The 17,791-nt window shown below is 70.2% G+C and carries 17 protein-coding genes and 1 pseudogene; 10 read left to right on the top strand and 8 right to left on the bottom strand.

Going from position 1 to position 17,791, the window contains the following annotated elements:
• Window positions 1-313 precede the first annotated feature (313 nt).
• Window positions 314-1,612, top strand: coding sequence for a hypothetical protein (locus AB0I91_RS43380; RefSeq protein ID WP_499642068.1), 1,299 nt, complete (start codon window positions 314-316; stop codon window positions 1,610-1,612).
• An 863-nt stretch (window positions 1,613-2,475) separates the two neighbouring features.
• On the opposite strand, the gene AB0I91_RS43385 is transcribed toward AB0I91_RS43380, so the two are convergent.
• Window positions 2,476-2,889: a DUF6228 family protein gene (locus AB0I91_RS43385; RefSeq protein WP_498786808.1), complete on the bottom strand. Its 414-nt coding sequence runs from the start codon at window positions 2,887-2,889 to the stop codon at window positions 2,476-2,478.
• A gap of 333 nt (window positions 2,890-3,222) precedes the next feature.
• Between AB0I91_RS43385 and AB0I91_RS43390 the strand changes: the two genes are divergently transcribed.
• Window positions 3,223-3,351, top strand: coding sequence for a hypothetical protein (locus AB0I91_RS43390; RefSeq protein WP_498786807.1), 129 nt, complete (start codon window positions 3,223-3,225; stop codon window positions 3,349-3,351).
• Between the two features lie 54 nt (window positions 3,352-3,405).
• Here AB0I91_RS43390 and AB0I91_RS43395 read toward each other — a convergent pair whose 3' ends face one another.
• Complete coding sequence (locus tag AB0I91_RS43395; RefSeq protein WP_499642070.1) at window positions 3,406-4,275, bottom strand: LLM class F420-dependent oxidoreductase; 870 nt, start codon at window positions 4,273-4,275, stop codon at window positions 3,406-3,408.
• A 516-nt stretch (window positions 4,276-4,791) separates the two neighbouring features.
• Between AB0I91_RS43395 and AB0I91_RS43400 the strand changes: the two genes are divergently transcribed.
• The 4 genes from AB0I91_RS43400 to AB0I91_RS43415 all read left to right on the top strand — a co-directional run bounded on the left by AB0I91_RS43400 (window position 4,792) and on the right by AB0I91_RS43415 (window position 8,581).
• A complete protein-coding gene (locus tag AB0I91_RS43400) occupies window positions 4,792-5,916 on the top strand; it encodes a hypothetical protein (RefSeq protein ID WP_499642072.1) in 1,125 nt (374 codons plus the stop codon).
• A complete protein-coding gene (locus AB0I91_RS43405) occupies window positions 5,916-6,299 on the top strand; it encodes a hypothetical protein (protein WP_499642074.1) in 384 nt (127 codons plus the stop codon). Before AB0I91_RS43400 ends, AB0I91_RS43405 begins: the two co-directional genes overlap by 1 nt.
• Before the next feature lie 366 nt (window positions 6,300-6,665).
• A complete protein-coding gene (locus AB0I91_RS43410) occupies window positions 6,666-7,193 on the top strand; it encodes a hypothetical protein (RefSeq protein WP_499642076.1) in 528 nt (175 codons plus the stop codon).
• A 212-nt stretch (window positions 7,194-7,405) separates the two neighbouring features.
• Complete coding sequence (locus AB0I91_RS43415; protein WP_499642078.1) at window positions 7,406-8,581, top strand: glycoside hydrolase family 27 protein; 1,176 nt, start codon at window positions 7,406-7,408, stop codon at window positions 8,579-8,581.
• Here AB0I91_RS43415 and AB0I91_RS43420 read toward each other — a convergent pair.
• The 4 genes from AB0I91_RS43420 to AB0I91_RS43435 all read right to left on the bottom strand — a co-directional run bounded on the left by AB0I91_RS43420 (window position 8,560) and on the right by AB0I91_RS43435 (window position 13,743).
• Window positions 8,560-9,699, bottom strand: coding sequence for a glycosyltransferase family 2 protein (locus AB0I91_RS43420; RefSeq protein ID WP_499642080.1), 1,140 nt, complete (start codon window positions 9,697-9,699; stop codon window positions 8,560-8,562). The two genes, AB0I91_RS43415 and AB0I91_RS43420, sit on opposite strands and share 22 nt — an antisense overlap.
• 275 nt (window positions 9,700-9,974) lie before the next feature.
• On the bottom strand, window positions 9,975-10,454 hold the full coding sequence (locus tag AB0I91_RS43425; protein WP_498779121.1) for a GtrA family protein: 480 nt from the start codon (window positions 10,452-10,454) through the stop codon (window positions 9,975-9,977).
• Window positions 10,451-11,476: a glycosyltransferase family 2 protein gene (locus AB0I91_RS43430; RefSeq protein ID WP_499642082.1), complete on the bottom strand. Its 1,026-nt coding sequence runs from the start codon at window positions 11,474-11,476 to the stop codon at window positions 10,451-10,453. The genes AB0I91_RS43425 and AB0I91_RS43430 overlap by 4 nt, the downstream gene beginning before the upstream one ends.
• Window positions 11,473-13,743 carry a glycosyltransferase family 2 protein gene (locus tag AB0I91_RS43435; protein WP_499642084.1) on the bottom strand — a complete coding sequence of 757 codons (2,271 nt, stop codon included), beginning with the start codon at window positions 13,741-13,743 and terminating at the stop codon, window positions 11,473-11,475. Before AB0I91_RS43435 ends, AB0I91_RS43430 begins: the two co-directional genes overlap by 4 nt.
• Before the next feature lie 175 nt (window positions 13,744-13,918).
• On the opposite strand from AB0I91_RS43435, the gene AB0I91_RS43440 reads away from it, so the two are divergent.
• Window positions 13,919-14,041 (top strand): hypothetical protein, encoded by a 123-nt coding sequence (locus AB0I91_RS43440; protein ID WP_498779116.1) that lies wholly within the window; start codon window positions 13,919-13,921, stop codon window positions 14,039-14,041.
• Here the strand turns inward: AB0I91_RS43440 and AB0I91_RS43445 are convergent.
• Entirely contained in the window at window positions 14,031-14,168 is a 138-nt protein-coding gene (locus AB0I91_RS43445; RefSeq protein ID WP_498779143.1) for a hypothetical protein, read from the bottom strand. The two genes, AB0I91_RS43440 and AB0I91_RS43445, sit on opposite strands and share 11 nt — an antisense overlap.
• A 42-nt stretch (window positions 14,169-14,210) precedes the next feature.
• Window positions 14,211-14,264 (bottom strand): annotated as a pseudogene (locus tag AB0I91_RS43450) (hypothetical protein); the annotation flags it as partial.
• Window positions 14,265-14,512: 248 nt separating this feature from the next.
• Between AB0I91_RS43450 and AB0I91_RS43455 the strand changes: the two are divergent.
• From AB0I91_RS43455 to AB0I91_RS43465, 3 genes are all read left to right on the top strand, one after another.
• On the top strand, window positions 14,513-15,208 hold the full coding sequence (locus AB0I91_RS43455; protein ID WP_499642086.1) for a PLP-dependent aminotransferase family protein: 696 nt from the start codon (window positions 14,513-14,515) through the stop codon (window positions 15,206-15,208).
• A gap of 184 nt (window positions 15,209-15,392) precedes the next feature.
• Entirely contained in the window at window positions 15,393-16,148 is a 756-nt protein-coding gene (locus AB0I91_RS43460; protein WP_499642088.1) for a class I SAM-dependent methyltransferase, read from the top strand.
• 456 nt (window positions 16,149-16,604) lie between these two features.
• The gene (locus AB0I91_RS43465; RefSeq protein WP_498779110.1) at window positions 16,605-17,738 is read left to right on the top strand and encodes a hypothetical protein; all 1,134 of its coding nucleotides are present in this window, start codon (window positions 16,605-16,607) and stop codon (window positions 17,736-17,738) included.
• Window positions 17,739-17,791 lie beyond the last annotated feature (53 nt).

The following is a 17,791-nucleotide window of genomic DNA, read 5'->3' on the forward strand; positions in this document are numbered from 1 at the left end:
GGGGCCCCCCGCGGGGGGGGGCGGGGGCGCCCGCCCGGGCCGCGTAATACACCCCGGGGGGGGGGTGGGCCCCCACCCGTCGCGCCGGGGGGGGCCCCGGCGCCCGGGGTGGCCCCCGGGCCACACCGGTGCGTCCTCAGTGGACAATTCGCGCCTGGGTGAACCGCCGGCCCGGCGTCGTGGCGAGGTCGTTCAGTCGGGGTGGGCGGCCTGGATCACTCCGCAAGCGGTCCGACCCCGGCGACGACGTGATCTCCCGGCTCTGCGCCACCGATGGAGTGTCCGACACCGAGGCCGCGGGCTGTCCATTGCGTTGCTGTTCACCGGACACGAGTCCACCGTCGGCGACTGCGTCGAGCTGGCCGACACACAACGCCGCGTGCACGTGCGCGGCGGCCAGAAGAAGGTCGACTTCTGCCTGCGGCTGCGTGCGCTGGGCATCTTCCCCGAGGACGCACCCCACGCGGTCCGCGCCTTCGGGCTGGCGGCGGGCCGGCTGAGCATCGAGGAGTTGGTGGACCGCTATCCGCTGCGGTGCGGGCCGGTCCGTGACCTGATCGTGGACTACCTGCGGGAACGGCAGCCGTCTCTGGACTTCGCCAGTATCGATGCGATCTCCCGGACCCTGGCCGGCCTGTTCTGGGCCCGGATCGAGGCCCTCGCGCCGGGCATCGACACGCTGCGCCTGCCACCGGGGACGATGCGGGCTTGGAAGGAGGACCTGAGCACGAAGAAACGCATCACCACCAACGCCGCCGGCGAGCAGATCGAGATCTCCAGCCCTCGCATCAACGCCAAGGACGAGTTGCTCCGGGTGCGGGCCTTCTACCTGGACATCGCCCACTGGGCGCCGTGGGCCGTGTCCTGCCCGATCAGCGACGCCGAGATCGGCCGCGCCAAGGAACTCAAGCACCGCAAGGCCCGCATGGACCAGCGCACCCGCGAGCGGCTGCCCGTCCTGCCCGTTCTGGCACGAACGGCCCACGAACGCCGCCTCGCCGCGGAGCGACGGCTGCGGGCAGCCCAGGACACCCGGCCCGGTCCACCGATCCCCGGTACCGACGGCGCGCTGCGCAGGGCGATCGCCCCCACATCCATCGGCCGGCACGTCTGGGCCGAGGACACGACCACGGGCAAGCGGCGCAACCTGTCCTTCGAGGACGAGGAGGCGTTCTGGTCCTTCTTCACCATCGAAGTCCTGCGCCTGACCGGGATCCGCTGCGAGGAGATGCTGGAGCTGAGCCACCACAGCATCACCGAATACCGCCTGCCCTCCACCGGCGAACTCGTGCCGCTGCTCCAGATCGCGCCGTCCAAGACCGACACGGAGCGACTTCTGCTCGTGAGCCCAGAACTCGGACCCCGACCGATCCAGAACGGGACTCCTTCTTCGCACACTTCGAAAAACAGAAGGTGTCCGTCGGGATCTGCGCGCGAGCATTCGGATCGCCTTGCGTCCATGAGCATGCTTGCGTCAGATTTTCACTACCGCGGCCTGACCCGGCGCAACGATCACGGCTGGAGGAGATCCGTCACAATCTGGAGGCCCGTGTTATCGAGGCCAAACGCGAAGGATGGCTCGGGGAGGTCGAAGGACCGCAAGTCAGCCTGACGGGAGCCAGAGACAAGATCTCCCAGATTGACACCGCGCTCCAACGCCCCACCGGCGCGGTCGCGCTCGGCATGCCCGCCTTCACCTCACTCGCCGGCCGAACAACATCCACGTCAACGCAGAGCTGACGACACACAATGCACCGGCATGCCGGACGGGGGCGGACACTTCACTCGTGCCGCCGCCCCCTACCCGTCAGCAGACTCCACTCATCCACTGCCGTCACAGGGTCGTCTGCTGCGGCCACCATCTCGACGTACAGGGGCGTCGCCGCGACTCGGAGCCTGCCGTCCTTCGTATAGCCCAAGACCACGCACCGCAACCGCCGACCCACTGCGGGCCACGGCTCGCCCGGCTTGTCCGTGATGTACGAGCTGTCCACGAATCCGTGCTCGCCGTCCTCGGATTCGACCAGAAGCCCGTACCGAGCATGGCCGACCACCGAGCAGTGAACGACGTCGTACCTGCGCCGCGCTTGTGGCTCCATCTGACCTCCCACGACATCCTTACACGCCGCAGACAGCTCGTTCTGCCGATCTCGGACGGCCGGCGGTCGTCGTTTGAGTGCACCGACGTCAGTTCAGAGAAGCCTGTGTCAGGTGCCCACTCCTTCGGGTTGACCCGACCCGATTGCCGCGACTGGAAGAGATCCAGGTCAACCTCGTCGACCGCCTGCAGGAGGCCAAAGAGCAGGGCTGGCTGGGGGAAGTCGCCGCGATCGAGACCACGATAGCCGCCGTCCAGGAACTCGAAGCCATGCGCGCGATGACGACCCACAAACGTCAGTCCATCTGGGAATTCCCGACTTCCACTCTGCTCTCGGATGATTCAACCTACGCAACTGGCCGGTGCGTCGCCGATGTTCAGGGATGCGGTCCGAGGAGCGTCGCGAGGTCATGGGCGGCGGTGCTGAGTTGTTCACCTGCGTCCACCGTGAAGGTCGCTCGGACGCACCAGCCGTCGGGATCGGACGCCTGGGCTAGTTCGACACCTATGCGGACTCTGCTCCCGAGATGTTGTCCCACGAGCCGGAGTTCATGCTCAAGAGACTCGTAAACCCGGTCGCCGTCCCACCCGCGCCAGCTTTCCATCATTCCGGCGAAGAACTCGACGAGATCGTCGAAGCCCACGGCATAGTGGGACGTCACAGTCGACTCGGCGCGCAGTCCGGCGTCGACGACCTCGACGTCCACGGACCAGATCTCCCCTCCGCTTCCGCGGACGACATCGCGCAGGATGAGGGCGTGCCCATCTCGACCAACCACCACCTGGTCCACCGGGGCATCATCGCAAACGATCCCGACCGACGGCATCCCTTCATCGTGCATGGGGGCCGCGACACGCCCAAGCCTCACGCTGTCGTCAGATTCCAGTAACGCTCCGTAACGAAGGTCCGTCGAGTGGAACTGTGATCAACATCAAGATCATTTCGGTTGAGCAGGCGTGTTCGTGCTGGCAGGGCGTGCTGTAGGGGCGCCCGCAGGAGCCGAGTCCAACCTTGCGCTTGTCGAAGTGCTCGTCGAACTCGGTCATTCCTCGCTGGAGGCCTCGGCAGGGCTCGGCCACGGCCGGGTTCCGCGGGGTCCACGCCAGGGTGACCTGGCCCGGGCGTGCGGTCCTGCTCCGCGGCGACCTCCCGCACGACGCGTCCCGTCCTCGGCTACCCGCACGACCCGCTCGCCGGCGACCACGTCCGCGCGGTGACCGCGGGCGACCTGAAGATCGAACCCCGCCGCTGACGTCCGTAAGCGTCGGGGGCGGCGTTGCCGCCGCCCCTCGGCGGTCGTGACCCGTCAGGCGAGTTCGGCCAGGCGGCCGGTGGTCGGGGCGATCACCCGCTCGATCCACGCCGCCTGGTCGCCGTCCGGCGATCGCAGGATGACGGTGTCGATGCCCATGCCCGCGTAGCCCGCCACGGTCTGGGCACACGCCTCGGCGTCCTCGGGCAGGTCCCCGAGGTGCACCACGGTCTTGCGGATGGCGTCGTAGTCGCGACCCAGGTCGTCGCAGTGCCGGTGCAGCACGTCGAGCTTGTGCGGCGCCTCGGCGGGTGACGCGAGCAGGAGGTTGCAGGCGTCGGCGTAGCGGGCGACCAGTCGCAAGGTCTTCCGCTCGCCGTTGCCGCCGATCATGACCTCGGGGTGCGGCGAGCTCACCGGCGCGGGCACGCACAGGGTCTCGGCCAGCCGGTAGTGCTCGCCCTCGAACGGGCCGTTGTCCGCCGGGTCCCACATCCGCAGGCAGATCCGCAGCGCTTCCTCCAGGCGCTCGAAGCGCTCGCCCAACGGCGGGAACGGCACGCCCAGCCCTCGGTGCTCGCGCTCGTACCAGGCGGCGCCGATACCCAGGGTCGCGCGACCGCCCGACAACACGTCCAGCGTGGTGACGTTCTTCGCCAGCAGGCCGGGGTGGCGGTAGGTGACGCCGGTGACGAGCGCGCCGAGGCGGACGGTGGAGGTGTGCGCGGCGAGGAACCCGAGCGTGGTGTAGCTCTCCAGCATCGGGTCCTCGGCGGCGTCGTTGTGCTCCATCTGGAAGAAGTGGTCCATGACCGACAGCCACGCGACCCCGGCCTCCTCGGCCGCCGCGCCGGCGGCGGCCGACTCGGGACCGAGCCGCGCCGCACCCTGGTTGAACCGGTTGATGTGCACACCCAGTCGCACGTCGTGCTCCGTTCTCCACCTGCTCCGCCATCGACGGCCGCGACGCTAGTGGCTGGAGCGCGCTCCAGGTCAACCCGTGTTCCGCGGCGGAATCGGGGCCGCACCCGCGGCGGCTTCGACGCGGGCCTCCAAGGAGTCGGGCGTCGGCTTGGATCCGGCGGGCGATGGGGGAGTGGGGTAGGGGCGCTCCGGTGGCAGCAGCCGCTGCGCGTCGGCGTGCCGGAGCATGGGGAAGTCCCACTACGAACGTGCGATCGTGGGTCGCGGGGCCGTGCTCGGCCACTACGACGCCTTCGCCGACGTGCTGGTGCTGGTGATGTCGGACCTGGTCACGTGGCGGGAGCAGGTGGAGAACACGCTCGGCTCCACGATCATGTCTCCCGCCGTGCGGGAAGACCGGAGCGGCCCTGTGGGGTGCCAAGAGCCGGCCGCACGACCCGACCTGCGGTTAGAGCACCGGGCGGTGATCCGGTGCTGCACGCGCAGGCGCTGTCGCCGCTGTGCCATGATCTGGCTGTGGGGGACTCCTTCAAGGTCGCACCTAAGGCCGTCGAGCTGCTGGGCGGGCTCGTGCAGCGCCAGAGCTCCGGCATCGCCGCGCACCTGAAGGCACTGGAGCACAACCAGGTCGACGACCTGGGTCAGGGGCTTTTCCTAGAGCTCTCCGGCCACCTGGAGAACCTGCGCTTCCACGCGCAGGACAACACCCGGCGCGCACTGAGCCTCGCCGGCTCGTCGGCGGTCGAACTGACCAAAGCGGCCGAGTTCTACCGCACCACGGACCGCTACCAGGCCGGCCGGCTGGACCAGGTGTACCCGGCGGTGCCGACGTACCCGAGGAACGTCGAGGCGAGCGAACTGCCGCCGGGCGTCGCGTCCAGCGGATTCGGCGACGTGGTCGAGACCAGGTACTACAACGGCCCCGGCGAGACGAGCATCGAGAACGAAGTGCTGCGGGACAAGTGGCCGATGGGGGTCGAGGACAAGCTCGGCAAGTGGCTCGAGGTCGGCGACTTCGGCTCGGTGGCCGCGACGGCCGACAAGATCGCGCAGAAGATCCTCGGTTGGAGCCCGCTGGACCGCATCACCGAGGTCTACAGCGGCGACTGGAACGGCATCTACCGGGAGAGCGTCGTCATCGCCGACACGGGCACCGCGTTCGACGGCATCGCCAAGAACGTCCAGCGCGGCCGTTATGCCATCCAGGACGCCTGGGACGGCAACGCGGCGGCGGCGGCCGAGCGGTGGCTCGACGAGTTCGCCCTCGGCTGCGCGGAGCACGCGAAGTACTGCCACGACGTGGCCAAGAAGGTCTCGCTGCTGGCCGAGTCCGCCTTCCACCTGTACCAGACGATCGGCGTCCTGCTGGAAACGTTGATCGACGCCATCGTCGCGCTGCTCACCGCGATGAGGGGCAACGCGGTGGTCAAGTTCATCGGCACGATCGCGGACGTCGCGACCGGTGGCGCGGCGAAGTTCCTCGGCTCGATCATCGGCATCGCCAACCAGATCCAGTCCGCGGTCGACCAGGTCCGGGCACTCGTGCACGGGTTCGCCGCCGTCGTGCAGGCCGCACGGGCGCAGGGCGACGGCGTGCGCGCGATCTGGCCGTGGTCCCACTTCGACCACCCGGGAGCGTGATGACGAACCCGTTCGCGACCGCAGACGGCGTGCAGGCGCAGCACAACCTGTTCCGGGTGCTCGCCGCGGCGGACGACGGCGCCATCTCCGACTTCGCGAAGGACGTCGTCGCCGGTCGCTCGGCCCCGCGCGACCTGCTCACCCAGCAGTGGGCGGTGGAGTCCGTGGCGGACAAGGCCTTCGCCGCGATCGACGAGTTCCAACGCCTGCCCGAAACCGAACGCGCCGCGCTCGTCGGGCAAGGGGCGGCATTCCTCGACGAGTACATCGCCGGGCTCGCGAACCTGGACGTCGAGGCCGAGCCGACACCGCCGCCGCGCGGGACTGCCCGGGACGACGACGATGACGAGCCGGGACCGTCGTTGCTGAGAGACGCCTGGTAGCCCTCTGCTCGAGGGCTTGTCGGTGAGGCCGTCACGCCTGTCGCGTCGCAGGGTTCGGCTACCGGGCGCGAACCCCGACCGCGCGACACCTCGCTGATCAGCGTGGCGCTTGCGGATGCCGGCCGGGCAGCGTCCGGTCGAGCGTCGCCCGATCGGGTGCCAGGTGGCCCAGTGTGGTGCGGCCGGGTGAGGTCGGCCGGGCGGCCGATCAGTCGAACCGGTGATCGCTGGGTGAAGGCGTATCCGGAGCGGTGACCGCCCTCCCTGAACGGACGTGACGGAGACGCACTCAAGTGGGGGAGCGCCGCAGTCGGGCGCCGGGCCGTTCGTGGGCCGGGACAGCGACATTGCGGGCGCGGTACGTGCTTGATCACGCGGTTCGGGGAGCCCGGGGCGGTCCTGCTCATCCGCGGCGAACCGGGGATCGGCAAGAGCAGGCTGCTGGCCCGGATCATCGAGGAAGCCGTGCGGCTGGGGTTTCGGACCTCGTGCGGCTCGGCCGCCGAACTGGGACGGCCCGTGCCCTTCGGGGCGCTGGCCGCGGTGCCGGCGGACGCCGTGGTGCCCGTGCCGCGGCATCCGGTCGGAGGTGAGGGGGCGTACCGCGTCGTCGAGTCGTTGGTGGCGGCGGTGAGTGCGCGTGCGGCCGCGGGGCCGGTGCTGATCGCCGTCGACGATCACCCCAATGGCGGCTCAGCCGGCGCGGGGCACGACGTCGGAGCCGGCGGCTGGTTTCACCGCGAAGTCTATTGTGGATGGTCGGGAGGTGCGGCACCGACGAGTGCCGTGTGGGGACGGGAAGCTGGCGGCACCTCGGCCGAGGACGAGGTCGGTGGGATGACCACCATCCTCCAACGGGTCGCCGCACGGGTCGGTCCCGCTTCCGGTCGGTGATCGCCGCCCGGCGGATCGGCCGTGCGGACCCGCGCCGGCCGGTCGTGCTGCGCGTACGCCGCGATCCCGGCACGAACGGCCCGCCGCCCACCAGCAGGGACCGTTCCACCGGGGCGGTAATGCCCACGGCACGGTGAAAATCCGAGCCTCGGGTTCCCGCTCCCGGGTGTTCCTGGTTCCATGGAATCCACGTCGTCTTCTCCGGAGGTGTCGTGCGTCGGTCGGTGGCCCAGGTGGCGGTCGCGGGACTGCTGGTGTCCGCGGTCGTCGCGGTGGCACCGCTCGCGGCCCGCTCCGCGTCGGCGGGCCTGGCGCCGACGCCTCCGATGGGCTGGAACTCGTGGAACCGGTTCGGCTGCGACATCGGGGATCGGATGATCCGTGAGACCGCGGACGTGATGGTGGCGTCGGGGATGCGGGACGCCGGCTACACCTACCTGAACCTGGACGACTGCTGGATGGCGCGTGAGCGGGACGAGCGGGGGCTGTTGGTTCCGGACCCGGCGAAGTTCCCCGACGGCCTCAAGCCGGTGGCGGACTACGTGCACGAGCGCGGGTTGAAGTTCGGCGTCTACGCCGACGCGGGGTCGAAGACGTGCGCGGGCTACCCCGGCAGCCTCGGGCACGAGCAGGTCGACGCGCGCAGCTTCGCCGAGTGGGGGGTCGACTACCTCAAGTACGACAACTGCAACAACGACGGCAGCCCGGCGGCCGAGCGGTACGGGAAGATGGGGCGCGCGCTGCGCGAGTCGGGCAGGCCGATCGTGCTCGGCATCTGCGAGTGGGGGCACGAGCGCCCGTGGGAGGGCTGGGGCCGCCAGGCGGGCGGTCACCTGTGGCGCACGACCCGCGACATCGCCGACACCTGGGCGAGCTGGACGGCGTTGCTGGACCTGCAGGTCGGCCTGGAGGAGCACTCGGGGCCCAACGGCTGGAACGACCCGGACATGCTCGAGGTCGGCAACGGCGGCATGACCGGGCACGAGTACCGGGCGCACTTCACCATGTGGGCGCTGCTGAACGCGCCGTTGATCGCGGGCAACGACTTGAGGGTGATGGACCCGGCGACCAGGGAGATCTTGCTCAACCGCGACCTCATCGCGTTGAACCAGGACTGGGGCGGGCGGCAGGGGCACCGGCTGCGCGACGACGGCGAGCAGGAGGTGTGGGCGAAGCCGATGTCGGACGGGTCGGCCGCGGTGGTGCTGTTCAACCGGGCGTCGGCCGAGCGCGAGATGGGCACCACCGCCGCCGCGATCGGCCTGCCGTCCGCGGCGGAGTACCGGGTGTTCGACCTGTGGACCAAGGCGGAGACGTCGACGAGCGACGAGCTGCGCGCCCGCGTGCCCGCCCACTCGGTGGTGGCCTACCGGATCTGGTTGGCGTGAACGCGGTCGGCCTGGTGATCGCCGACCAGGCCGTGCCGCGTGAGTTCCCAGTGGTGGCGCTTGTCGGGGCGCAGGAGCTGGACCAGCGCCTTGTACGCGGCGACGCTCATCAGCGCCCAGTACAGGGGGACGGTGAGCATGGTCGGCACGGCGCGGTGCAGGCCGCGTTCCATGCAGCCGGCCATGAACTGGTACAGCACGGCGAGGTTGCCGCCCAGCATGGCGGCCGTGCCCGCGTAGAGCACCGCCGGTGGGAACAGCGGCTCGATCCGCTCCGGTCCCGCCACCAGGTACAGGCACGTCAGCGACCAGAACAGCGGGTTGACCAGCGTGGTGACGGTGGTGAAGCCGAACGTCAGCTGGAAGCCGACGAACCCCCGCGGCCCCAGCTCCCGCAGCAGCCGCCACGGGTTGCGCATGTGCACCAGCCAGGTCTGGCAGTAGCCCTTGATCCAGCGGCTGCGCTGGCGGATCCAGTTGCCCAGCTCGCTGTTGGCCTCCTCGTAGGTGACCGAGTCGAAGATCCGCACGTCCCAGCCGCGGCGCGCGATGCGCACGCCCAGGTCGGCGTCCTCGGTGACGTTGTGCGGGTCCCAGCCGCCGAGCGCACGCAGGGCGTCGACCCGGAAGTGGTTGGACGTCCCGCCGAGCGGGATCGGCAGCCCGAAGCGGTCCAGCCCGCGCAGCGCCAAGGCGAAGGTCAACGCGTACTCGGCGGCGAAGTTGCGGGTCAGCCAGTTCGTCCAGGGGTTCCAGTAGGCCAGCTCGGCCTGCACGCACACGACCCGGTCGGGTTGCGCCTCGAACGCGGCCGCCGCTTTGCGCAGCTGGTCGGCCTCGGGTCGGTCCTCCGCGTCGTAGATCACGCACAGCTCGCCGGTGGCGCGGGCCAGGCCCGCGTTGCACGCGTTGGGCTTGGTGCGCGGACCGCCCTCGGGCACGAGCACCACCTCGAACTCCGGCGGCAGCTCCAGGCGGTCCAGTGCCGGGCGGGTGATGTCGTCGTCCTGTTCGACCAGCAGCAGCACCTGCAGCCGGTGAGCGGGGTAGTCGAGCCGGTGGATGGTGTCGACCAGGCCCGCCAGCACCACCTCCTCCCGGTGCAGGGGGAGGAGCACCGGTGTAAGGCGGCAGGTGCTGCACGGCGGTCAGGTCCTCGGCGGGCACCCGGATGATCCGCGCGCCGGGACCGGCGGCCACCAGCAGACACCGGAAGCAGATCACCACCACGTAGACGACCGTCGTCGCGGTCACGAACGCCTGCGCCCACCACAGCGGTCGGGGTGCGGTCGTGGTGAAGGTCCCGGCCAGGAGCGCGCACGCCAGGACGGCGGATGTCACCGCGAGCGCGATCGCCTGTCCGCGGCCGAGGAGCCGGAAGGCGCTGTACCGCTCAGGAAGGACGGGACGGCCCGCCCGGTGTCGTGGAGACCTGGTCGTCATGCGTGCTGTGGCTCCCTTCTCCGACCGGTCGCCGAGGGCGGAAGACGACCTTGCGGTACAGGACGTAGTTCCACACCAGCCCGACCGCCAGGCCCGCCAGCTTGGGTCCCGTGACCGCGGTCAGGGATCCCGGACCGGCGAACAGGTGCCCGGTTCCGGTGATCACCAGCGGTTGGACGACCCACAGCCCGGACGTCGTGCACAGGACGAACAGCGCGAGCTGGGCGCGCAGGTCGCCGGACCGGGCGCGGAAGGTGAACGACCGGTTGAGCGCGAAGCTCACCACCATGCCCGTCGAGGTGGAGATCAGATTCGCCGCGAGCAGGGGTACGCCCGCCAGCGCGAGCCAGGTGTAGCCGAGGAGGTCCACGAGGGTGTTCACGACACCGACCACGCCGAAGCGCAGGCGGGTGGCGGTGCTCGGCTTCACCGGTTCAGGACCCGGTCGTCCGACTGCGCGCCCCGGTCCGGCGTGGTCTGCGCCGGTGCGCGTCGATCGGCGGCCGTGCGCACCGATGAGACGGTGTAGAGCGGTCGCCCTTGGGCTTCGGCGTAGGTCCGGCCGATGTAGCTGCCCAGCACACCCTGCATGGTGATCTGCACACCGCTGAGGAAGAACATCGCGATGGCGGTGAACGCCCACCCGGGCACCGCGGTCTCGGGCGCCAGGACCTTCACCCCGACCGTGTAGAGGATGCCGAGGAAGCTCAGCAGGGAGATGCCGTACCCGAGCCGGCTGATCAGCTTGAGCGGGGCGACGGAGAAGCCGAGGAGGCCGTCGGCGGCCAGTCGGAGCATCTTGCCCAGGGGGTAGCCGGTGGTGCCCGCGTGCCGCTCGTCGCGGTCGAACAGCACCCCGGTCTGGCGGAAGCCGATGTAGCTGACCAGGCCGCGCAGGAACCGGTCGCGCTCGCGGAACCGGCGCAGCTGGTCGACCACCTTGCGGTCCAGGAGCCGGAAGTCGCCGGTGTCGCGCGGGATGTCGACTGAGGCGATCTTGCGCAGCACCCAGTAGAACGCGCTCGCGGTGACCTTCTTGAACGTCGAGTCGCGGCGGGAGCGGCGTTGCGCGTACACCACCTCGTAGCCCTGCCGCCACTTCTCGATCAGGTCCAGGCTCACCCGCGGCGGGTCCTGCAAGTCACTGTCCATGATGATCACGGCGTCGGCGTCCGCGAGGTCCAAGCCCGCGGTGACCGCGGTCTGGTGGCCGAAGTTGCGCGCCAGCTCGATCACGGTGACGCGGTCGTCCCCGTCGGCCAGCGCCTGCAGGCGGCTCGCGGAGTCGTCCTTGCTGCCGTCGTCCACGTAGATGAACGTGAAGTCGTAGCGGTCGGCGAGCGGCTGCGTCACCCGGCACACCGTCAGGTGCAGCAGCTCGATGTTCTCCGCCTCGTTGTAGACCGGGAAGACGTAGGCGATGGTCTGCCGCCCCGCTCGGGGATCGCTCATGGGGTGTGCCGCCCCGGTACTCCGGCCTCGACGCGCCGGTAGAAGATGTGGTGGTCATCGGCATAGGCCGGCTTGTACTCGTCGTGCATCAGCGGGCTGTCGTGCAGGCGTCGCCACACCTCGTCCTCACCGCCGGGCGTGCGACGCAGGTGGATCCAGCGGATCCCCTGCCCCACGGGGTCGTGGAGCGCGGCCTCCCACTGGCGGAAGCTGCCCTCGTAGACCACCTGGTCCGCGGGCACCCGGGACTTGAAGCTGACGGTTTCGTTGCTCCACGACTGCATCAGCACCCGACCGCCGTCGTAGTGCTCGCGCAGCCAAGCCGCGGCTTGGGCGTTGACGCGTTCGGCGGCGCTCGTGCGGAAGGCGCCGGCCTCGTTCAGCGTCGCCGTTCCGGTCAGTGCGAGGTGAGCGCAGCCCACCAGCGCCGCGACCGCGGGCAGGGATCGGAGCAGCGCCCGGTCCGCCAGCACGACGAGGTAGCCGGTGAACACCGCGGCGGGCAGCACCATGACGAGCGCGAACCGGACGTTGTAGAGGTCGCCGCCGATCTCGGGCACGTGCAGCGGCCGTTGTCCGGAGTGGAGCGCGCCGACGAAGAACGGCAGGAACACCAGCAGCGGCAACGGCGCCAGTGCTTCGTCGCGCAACCTGGTCCGCCAGGCGAAGCAGACCAGTCCGGCCCCGGACAGCACCAGCACCACCGGGCCGAGGTCGTACCGCATGGCGTGCAGGTAGGTCCACAGCGACGCGGCCCAGTCACCGACCGCCGCCTCGTCCGCGTGGACCCACAGCGCGGGCTTGGCGAACTCGCCGCGCACGAAGTTCAGCGGGTCGCCGAAGATCGCGGCGTTCCACACCGCCCAGCCGACCGCGCCGCTGACCGCCAGGCAGCAGAAGAACACCAGGTCGGCCCGCACGAGTGCCGACCGGTCCGGCTTCGTCCTCGACCGCCGCCGGGAACGCACCCCGACGACCACCGCCACGGCCGCCAGGAAAGCCCACCCCTCGTAACGCACCAGCGTCGCGCCGAGGACGGCGACGGCGGTCGCGAGCAGGTGGCGGTAGCCGTCGTCCCGGCACCAGCGCAGCAGGTGCCAGGTCGCGGCGGCCAGGCACGCCAGCAGCAGCGCTTCCGTCATCGGCGTGCTCTGCAGGTACAGGACGTTGGGGTTGGCGCAGAACACCAGCGCCGTCGTCATCCCGCCGCCGCGCCGCCCGGTGAGCGCGAGGCCGATGCGGTACAGCCAGCCCGCCGCGGCGACGTAGGCGCACATCGACACCGCGCTCGGCAGCACGCCCGCGTGGTACCAGGACTCGTCCACGACGAGCGGCAGTGCCAGCAGGTGCGACAGCGGCAACCAGACCCCGCCGAGCTGGGCGGCGCCCGGCGTGGACCCGTCGAGCACCCGGCGGGTGATCAGCAAGTGCGACACCGCGTCCGGATACGCCAGCGTCATCCCCTTCGAGGCCACCACGGCGCACGCGCCCACCGACAGCACCACCGCGGCCAGCACCACCGCGCGCAGCACCGGGTCGCGGGGCGTGCCGGCCACGCGGCGGACCGGACCCGGGCGGAGCAAGCCCTTCCGGACGTCGGGCAGGCCCGTGAGCGGGCCACCGTGGTCGCCGTCCGGCACGTGCCGGACGGGGACGGTCAGGATCCTCGCGTCACGCCGGCGCAGCTCGGCGAGCAGTTCCACCCGCGCCGACCGCGCGGTCAGGTCCAGGTCGGTCAGCGTGCGCCGGTCGACGAGGTGACAAGCCGAACCCGGGCGGCGACGGCGAGGCAGGACCAGGCACACTACCGCCCGCAGCCACGACATCCCGCGCCGCGGCAGGTCGACGCGGTCGCGCCGGTACCCGACAACGAGGTCGGCCCGTTCCTCGCGCGCCACCGCCAGCAGGGTGGGCAGGTGCGCGGCGGCGAAGCGGCCGTCGGTCAGGAAGATCCGCCGATGATCGGTTTCCGCGAGGGCCGCCGCCAAGGCCGTGCGCGGCAACGCCTCCCCGCCCCGCCGCGGCTCGTGGCGGACCGCCTTGACGCGGTCCGGGTAGCGGTCGGCCAACCCGTCCGCGACGTCCCCGGTGGTGACGGTGCTGTCGTCGGCCAGCACGAGGAGCACGCAGTGCCTCTCACCCACGCGGTCCAACGTGGACACCAGGTCGTCCACCGCCGCGGCCAGGTCGCCCTCGTTCCGCTGAACGGACATGACCACGGTGACGCCCTCGGCGGCGCGCGGCTCGGACGGACCCAGGTGGGGCATGGACCTCGTCACTCCTCGTGGAGAAGACCGATTCGTCGCGGGCGCGGCGGACGCGACCGGCGTCGCGACTGCCAGCCGGCCGTCTTCCCCGACAGAGCATGGGTCCGGTGATCCCGGCCCGCAAGCGGAACGACTCCCTCGTCGGACTGTTGCACCTGTGCAGGTGACAGGCCAAGTGCGCGACCCCGTCGGGCGCGCGATGGCGCGGGTCGCGTGGTCGTACGGACGTCAGGGCCGCGAGGCCGAGGACCGGCGCGGGCAGCGCGAAGTGGAAGCCGGGCACCGGGTCAGGACGTGACGGCCACGCCTTCGGGCCGCTTGCCGACGGCGAACGGGTCGGCGGGCTCGCCGCTCTTGGCGTCGATGACCGACACGGTGCCGGAGCCGGTGTTGGCGACGTCGGCCCGGCCACCGGGGCGAGACATCGAGGGGCGCGTTCCCGACCTTGGTGGTCCTGATCGGTTGTTGCCGGCGGTGTCGATCACGGAGACGGCGTTGGACGACTCGTCGGTGACGTAGACGCGGTGCCCGGCCGATGAGGCGGAAACGGGCCCCTGCGCGGTTCACCCGGTCGCGCTTCACCCGTTTCTGCGGGCGGTCCGGTACGACGTTTCCCCGTGAAAGGGAATCGTCCACCCGGAAACGGTACTCGCACATCGAGAACGCGAGTTGTGGCACCGACGGAGTGCTCGTACCGTCGGACGCGGGGAAGCGCCGACAAGCTCGTGGTGACCACCCCGAACACACCCGCCGCGCGAAGAGAGCCACCATGCTCACACCTGCGGAGTTGCGAATACCGGAGCACAGCGCCGGCGGCACGGAAGACGGCGACGTGGAGCTGCTGCGGCGGTTCGCCGAGTCGGTCCGGAAGCGGCAGGAAACGATGCTCGGGTTCCCGGTGAACCTCGATTTCGACTACGGCGTTCTGGCCGATTTCCTGTCGCTGCACCTCAACAACGCCGGCAGTCCCGGCCAGAGCAGCGAGTACGGGTTGGATTCCAAGCCGTTCGAGGACGCCGTCGTCGCCTTCTTCGCCGATCTCGCGGCCGGCGTACCGGGGGAGGTCTCGGGGCACGTGGCGCACGGTGGCACGGAGGCCAACCTGTTCGCCGCCTACGTCGGCCGGGAGCGGTACCCGGACGCGGTGCTGTACGCCTCGGCGGAAGCGCACTACTCCGTCCCCAAGATCGCCCGGATGCTGCGCCTGCCGCACGTGCCGGTCGACACCGGTGCGGACGGCGCCCTGAGCCTGGACGCCCTGGCCCGCGAACTGGGGCAGCGGTCGGACCGGGCCGCCCTCGTGATCGCCACGATCGGCAGCACCGGCCGCGGTTGGCTGGGTGAGATCGAGGGGGTCGACCTCACGCTCCAGTGCCTGCGCGACAAGCGTGCCGACGCGCTGCGGCTCATCCGGATCACCCGCCAGGTCGACCTCGGCATGCCCGTCGTCGGCACAGTCCAATAACCGAGCCAGACCGATCGTCCCCGGCTGGCCAAGTCCTGCCGGGGACGATCCGCCTGAGAGCTGGCGAAGCGCCCTCAGCGGCATGCGCGGACGCGTTGCCCTTGCGAAAACCATTGGTGACCGACTTGCCCCGCTGATGTACTGATGACCACCGTGAGTCTGCCGCGTGACGGAGGTAGTAGTTGTGAGTGGCTATAACGCGCTTGCCGAGGTGTACGAGTGGCTCATCTCAGATGCAAAGCTGGCTCCGGCCGAGTTCGCTTCGTCGTTCGATGACGTCCTCAGTCCTCTGCCGTCGAACGCGCACGTCCTCGATTGTTCGTGCGGAACCGGACAGTTGGCGGTTGGCCTCGCCGGTCTTGGCATGCACGTTGTCGCAACTGACGCCAGCGAAGCGATGGTTCGTCGGACTGCGGAGTTGTCTGAGGAGTTCAGGGCATCTGTCCGGACAGTGCGGGCGGACTGGCATGAGTTGCCCGACCATTTCGATGACGACACCTTCGACATGGTGTTCTGCGTTGGCAACTCGCTGCACCATGCCGAGGGCGCGCGAGGCAGAGTTGCTGCTCTGGAGTCGATGTCACGGCTTCTGCGCCATGGCGGGCGCTTGGTACTCACCTCCCGCACTTGGGAACTCGTGAGGGCCAGAGGTTCCCGACTGGACATCAGTGACCGACTCGTCCGCCGGAACGGTCGCGATGCCGTCGTGGTCTACCGCTGGGACATTGCGCCGAACTGGGAGGACGAGCACCACATCGAGATTGCGATCGCGCAAGTGGATACGGCTGGGTCGGTTCTTGCCCGCTCGGAACTGCTGTCGAGCTGGCCGTACCGATACGAAGAACTCGAAGTCGAGTTGCACCGGGTCGGACTCCAGACGGAAATGAGCACGTTTAACCTTGAGGCCGAGAACTACATGGTGGTGGCGAGCAAGGTATAGACAACGGGCTCTCAGTCCGTAGCCGGACCGCGCGGTTGCAACCAGGAGGCTTGCGTCCTCTTATCGGCTACTTCAGGACGTTGTGCTGTCCTCTGACGGCACGGACGTACCGCGGGTACGAAGGCGAGACGCGGGCTCCTTGAGCAACTGAACCGATCAACCCGGTGTGTCCTCTTGCTTGGTGCAGAGAAGTTTTCACAACGTCAACGGCCGGTTGGTGGACAGGTTTGAAAAGTGGCATCGCCGATATCAGGGCGCCCGACCGGCATTGATCCGACGGTCCTGCGCCGTCGCCCGGCCGAGCGCCGCGTCAGGACTCGGCGATCCGCGAACCTCCGTGCGGCGCAAGGGTTTCCGTGGACCGTTGCGCTGTCCGGCCGTCACCGTCGGGGGCGCGCCGGGGTTACTGTTGATCGATCCAGTACCACTTCAGGACATACTCGCAACGGAGCGATCATGCCCGACTTACGCGCGTCGCTGGCCGTGTTGGCGCTCGCGACAGCCCTGCCACTGGCCACCACTCCCGCGGCGGTCGCGTCCGCCACGCACGTCATCGCCGAACTGGCGGGCGTCGCGGGCCTGCCCGGCAACCCCAGTTACTACCCCACCGGTGTCAACGACCTCGGCCAGGTCGTCGGCAGTGCGCAGGGCAACGCGCCGACGCGCGCGATCCTGTGGTCGCCGCGCGGCGGTGCGACGGATCTCGGCCCCGGTCTGGCCGGCGCGATCAACCAGGCCGGCCAGGTGCTCGGGTTGACCTCCGACGGCGTGCCGGACACGCAGAAGCCGTGGGTCTGGTTCGGCGGTCAGCGGCAGGCCATCTCGCCGCCCGGAGCCGCGTGGGCGCTGGCGCAGGTGATCAACGACGACGGCAGCGTGCCGATGTCGTACGCCACGTCGGCCCGGGGCGAGCAACACGCCACCGTGTGGGACGGGGAGCGGCACCTGGAGCTGCCGGTGGCCGGTGATCACGTGTCGGCGTACGCGATCAACAACGCCGGTGTCGTCGCGACGAGCTACGCCTACGCCTCCTTCCAGGAGTTCGCCGCGCTCCGCTGCACCGACGGCGTGTGCACGGAGTTGGCACCCGGTCCGGGGTACGGCACGTACGGCCCGGAGGCGATCAACGAGGCCGGTGTGATCGTCGCCAACCGGGGCATGGTGGCGCTGCGCTGGGACGGCGAGGAGCTGACCGTCCTGTCGGAGAGCGGCCGGCTCGCCCACGGCGAGCAGTCCCTCAACGAGCGCGGCGACGCGGTCGGCTGGGTGCTGGACAACGGAATGTCCCGCGCGGTGCTGTGGCCGGCCGGCGGCAAGCAGGTCGACCTCGGCGTGCCCGCCCCGTCCGTGGCGACCGCGATCAACGAGCGCGGCGACATCCTCGGGCACACCTCGTCGCCGGACCACTCGTCGACCCGCGCGTTCATCTGGCGCGACGGGCAGGTCACCTACCTCGACTCGCTGGGCGGCGCCTACAGCACGCCGGTCGCGATCAACAACCACGGCGTCGTGGTCGGTCGCAGCACCACCGCCGACGGCACCTGGAAGGGCGTCCGCTGGACCCCGGCCACCGCGACCCTGTCGCACTGACGCCCGCCGGGGGGGCCCCCGCGCCCCCCCCCCGGCGCCCGGCCCCGCCCCCC

It is taken from the genome of Actinosynnema sp. NPDC049800 (genome assembly GCF_040656635.1).
Lineage (GTDB): Bacteria > Actinomycetota > Actinomycetes > Mycobacteriales > Pseudonocardiaceae > Actinosynnema.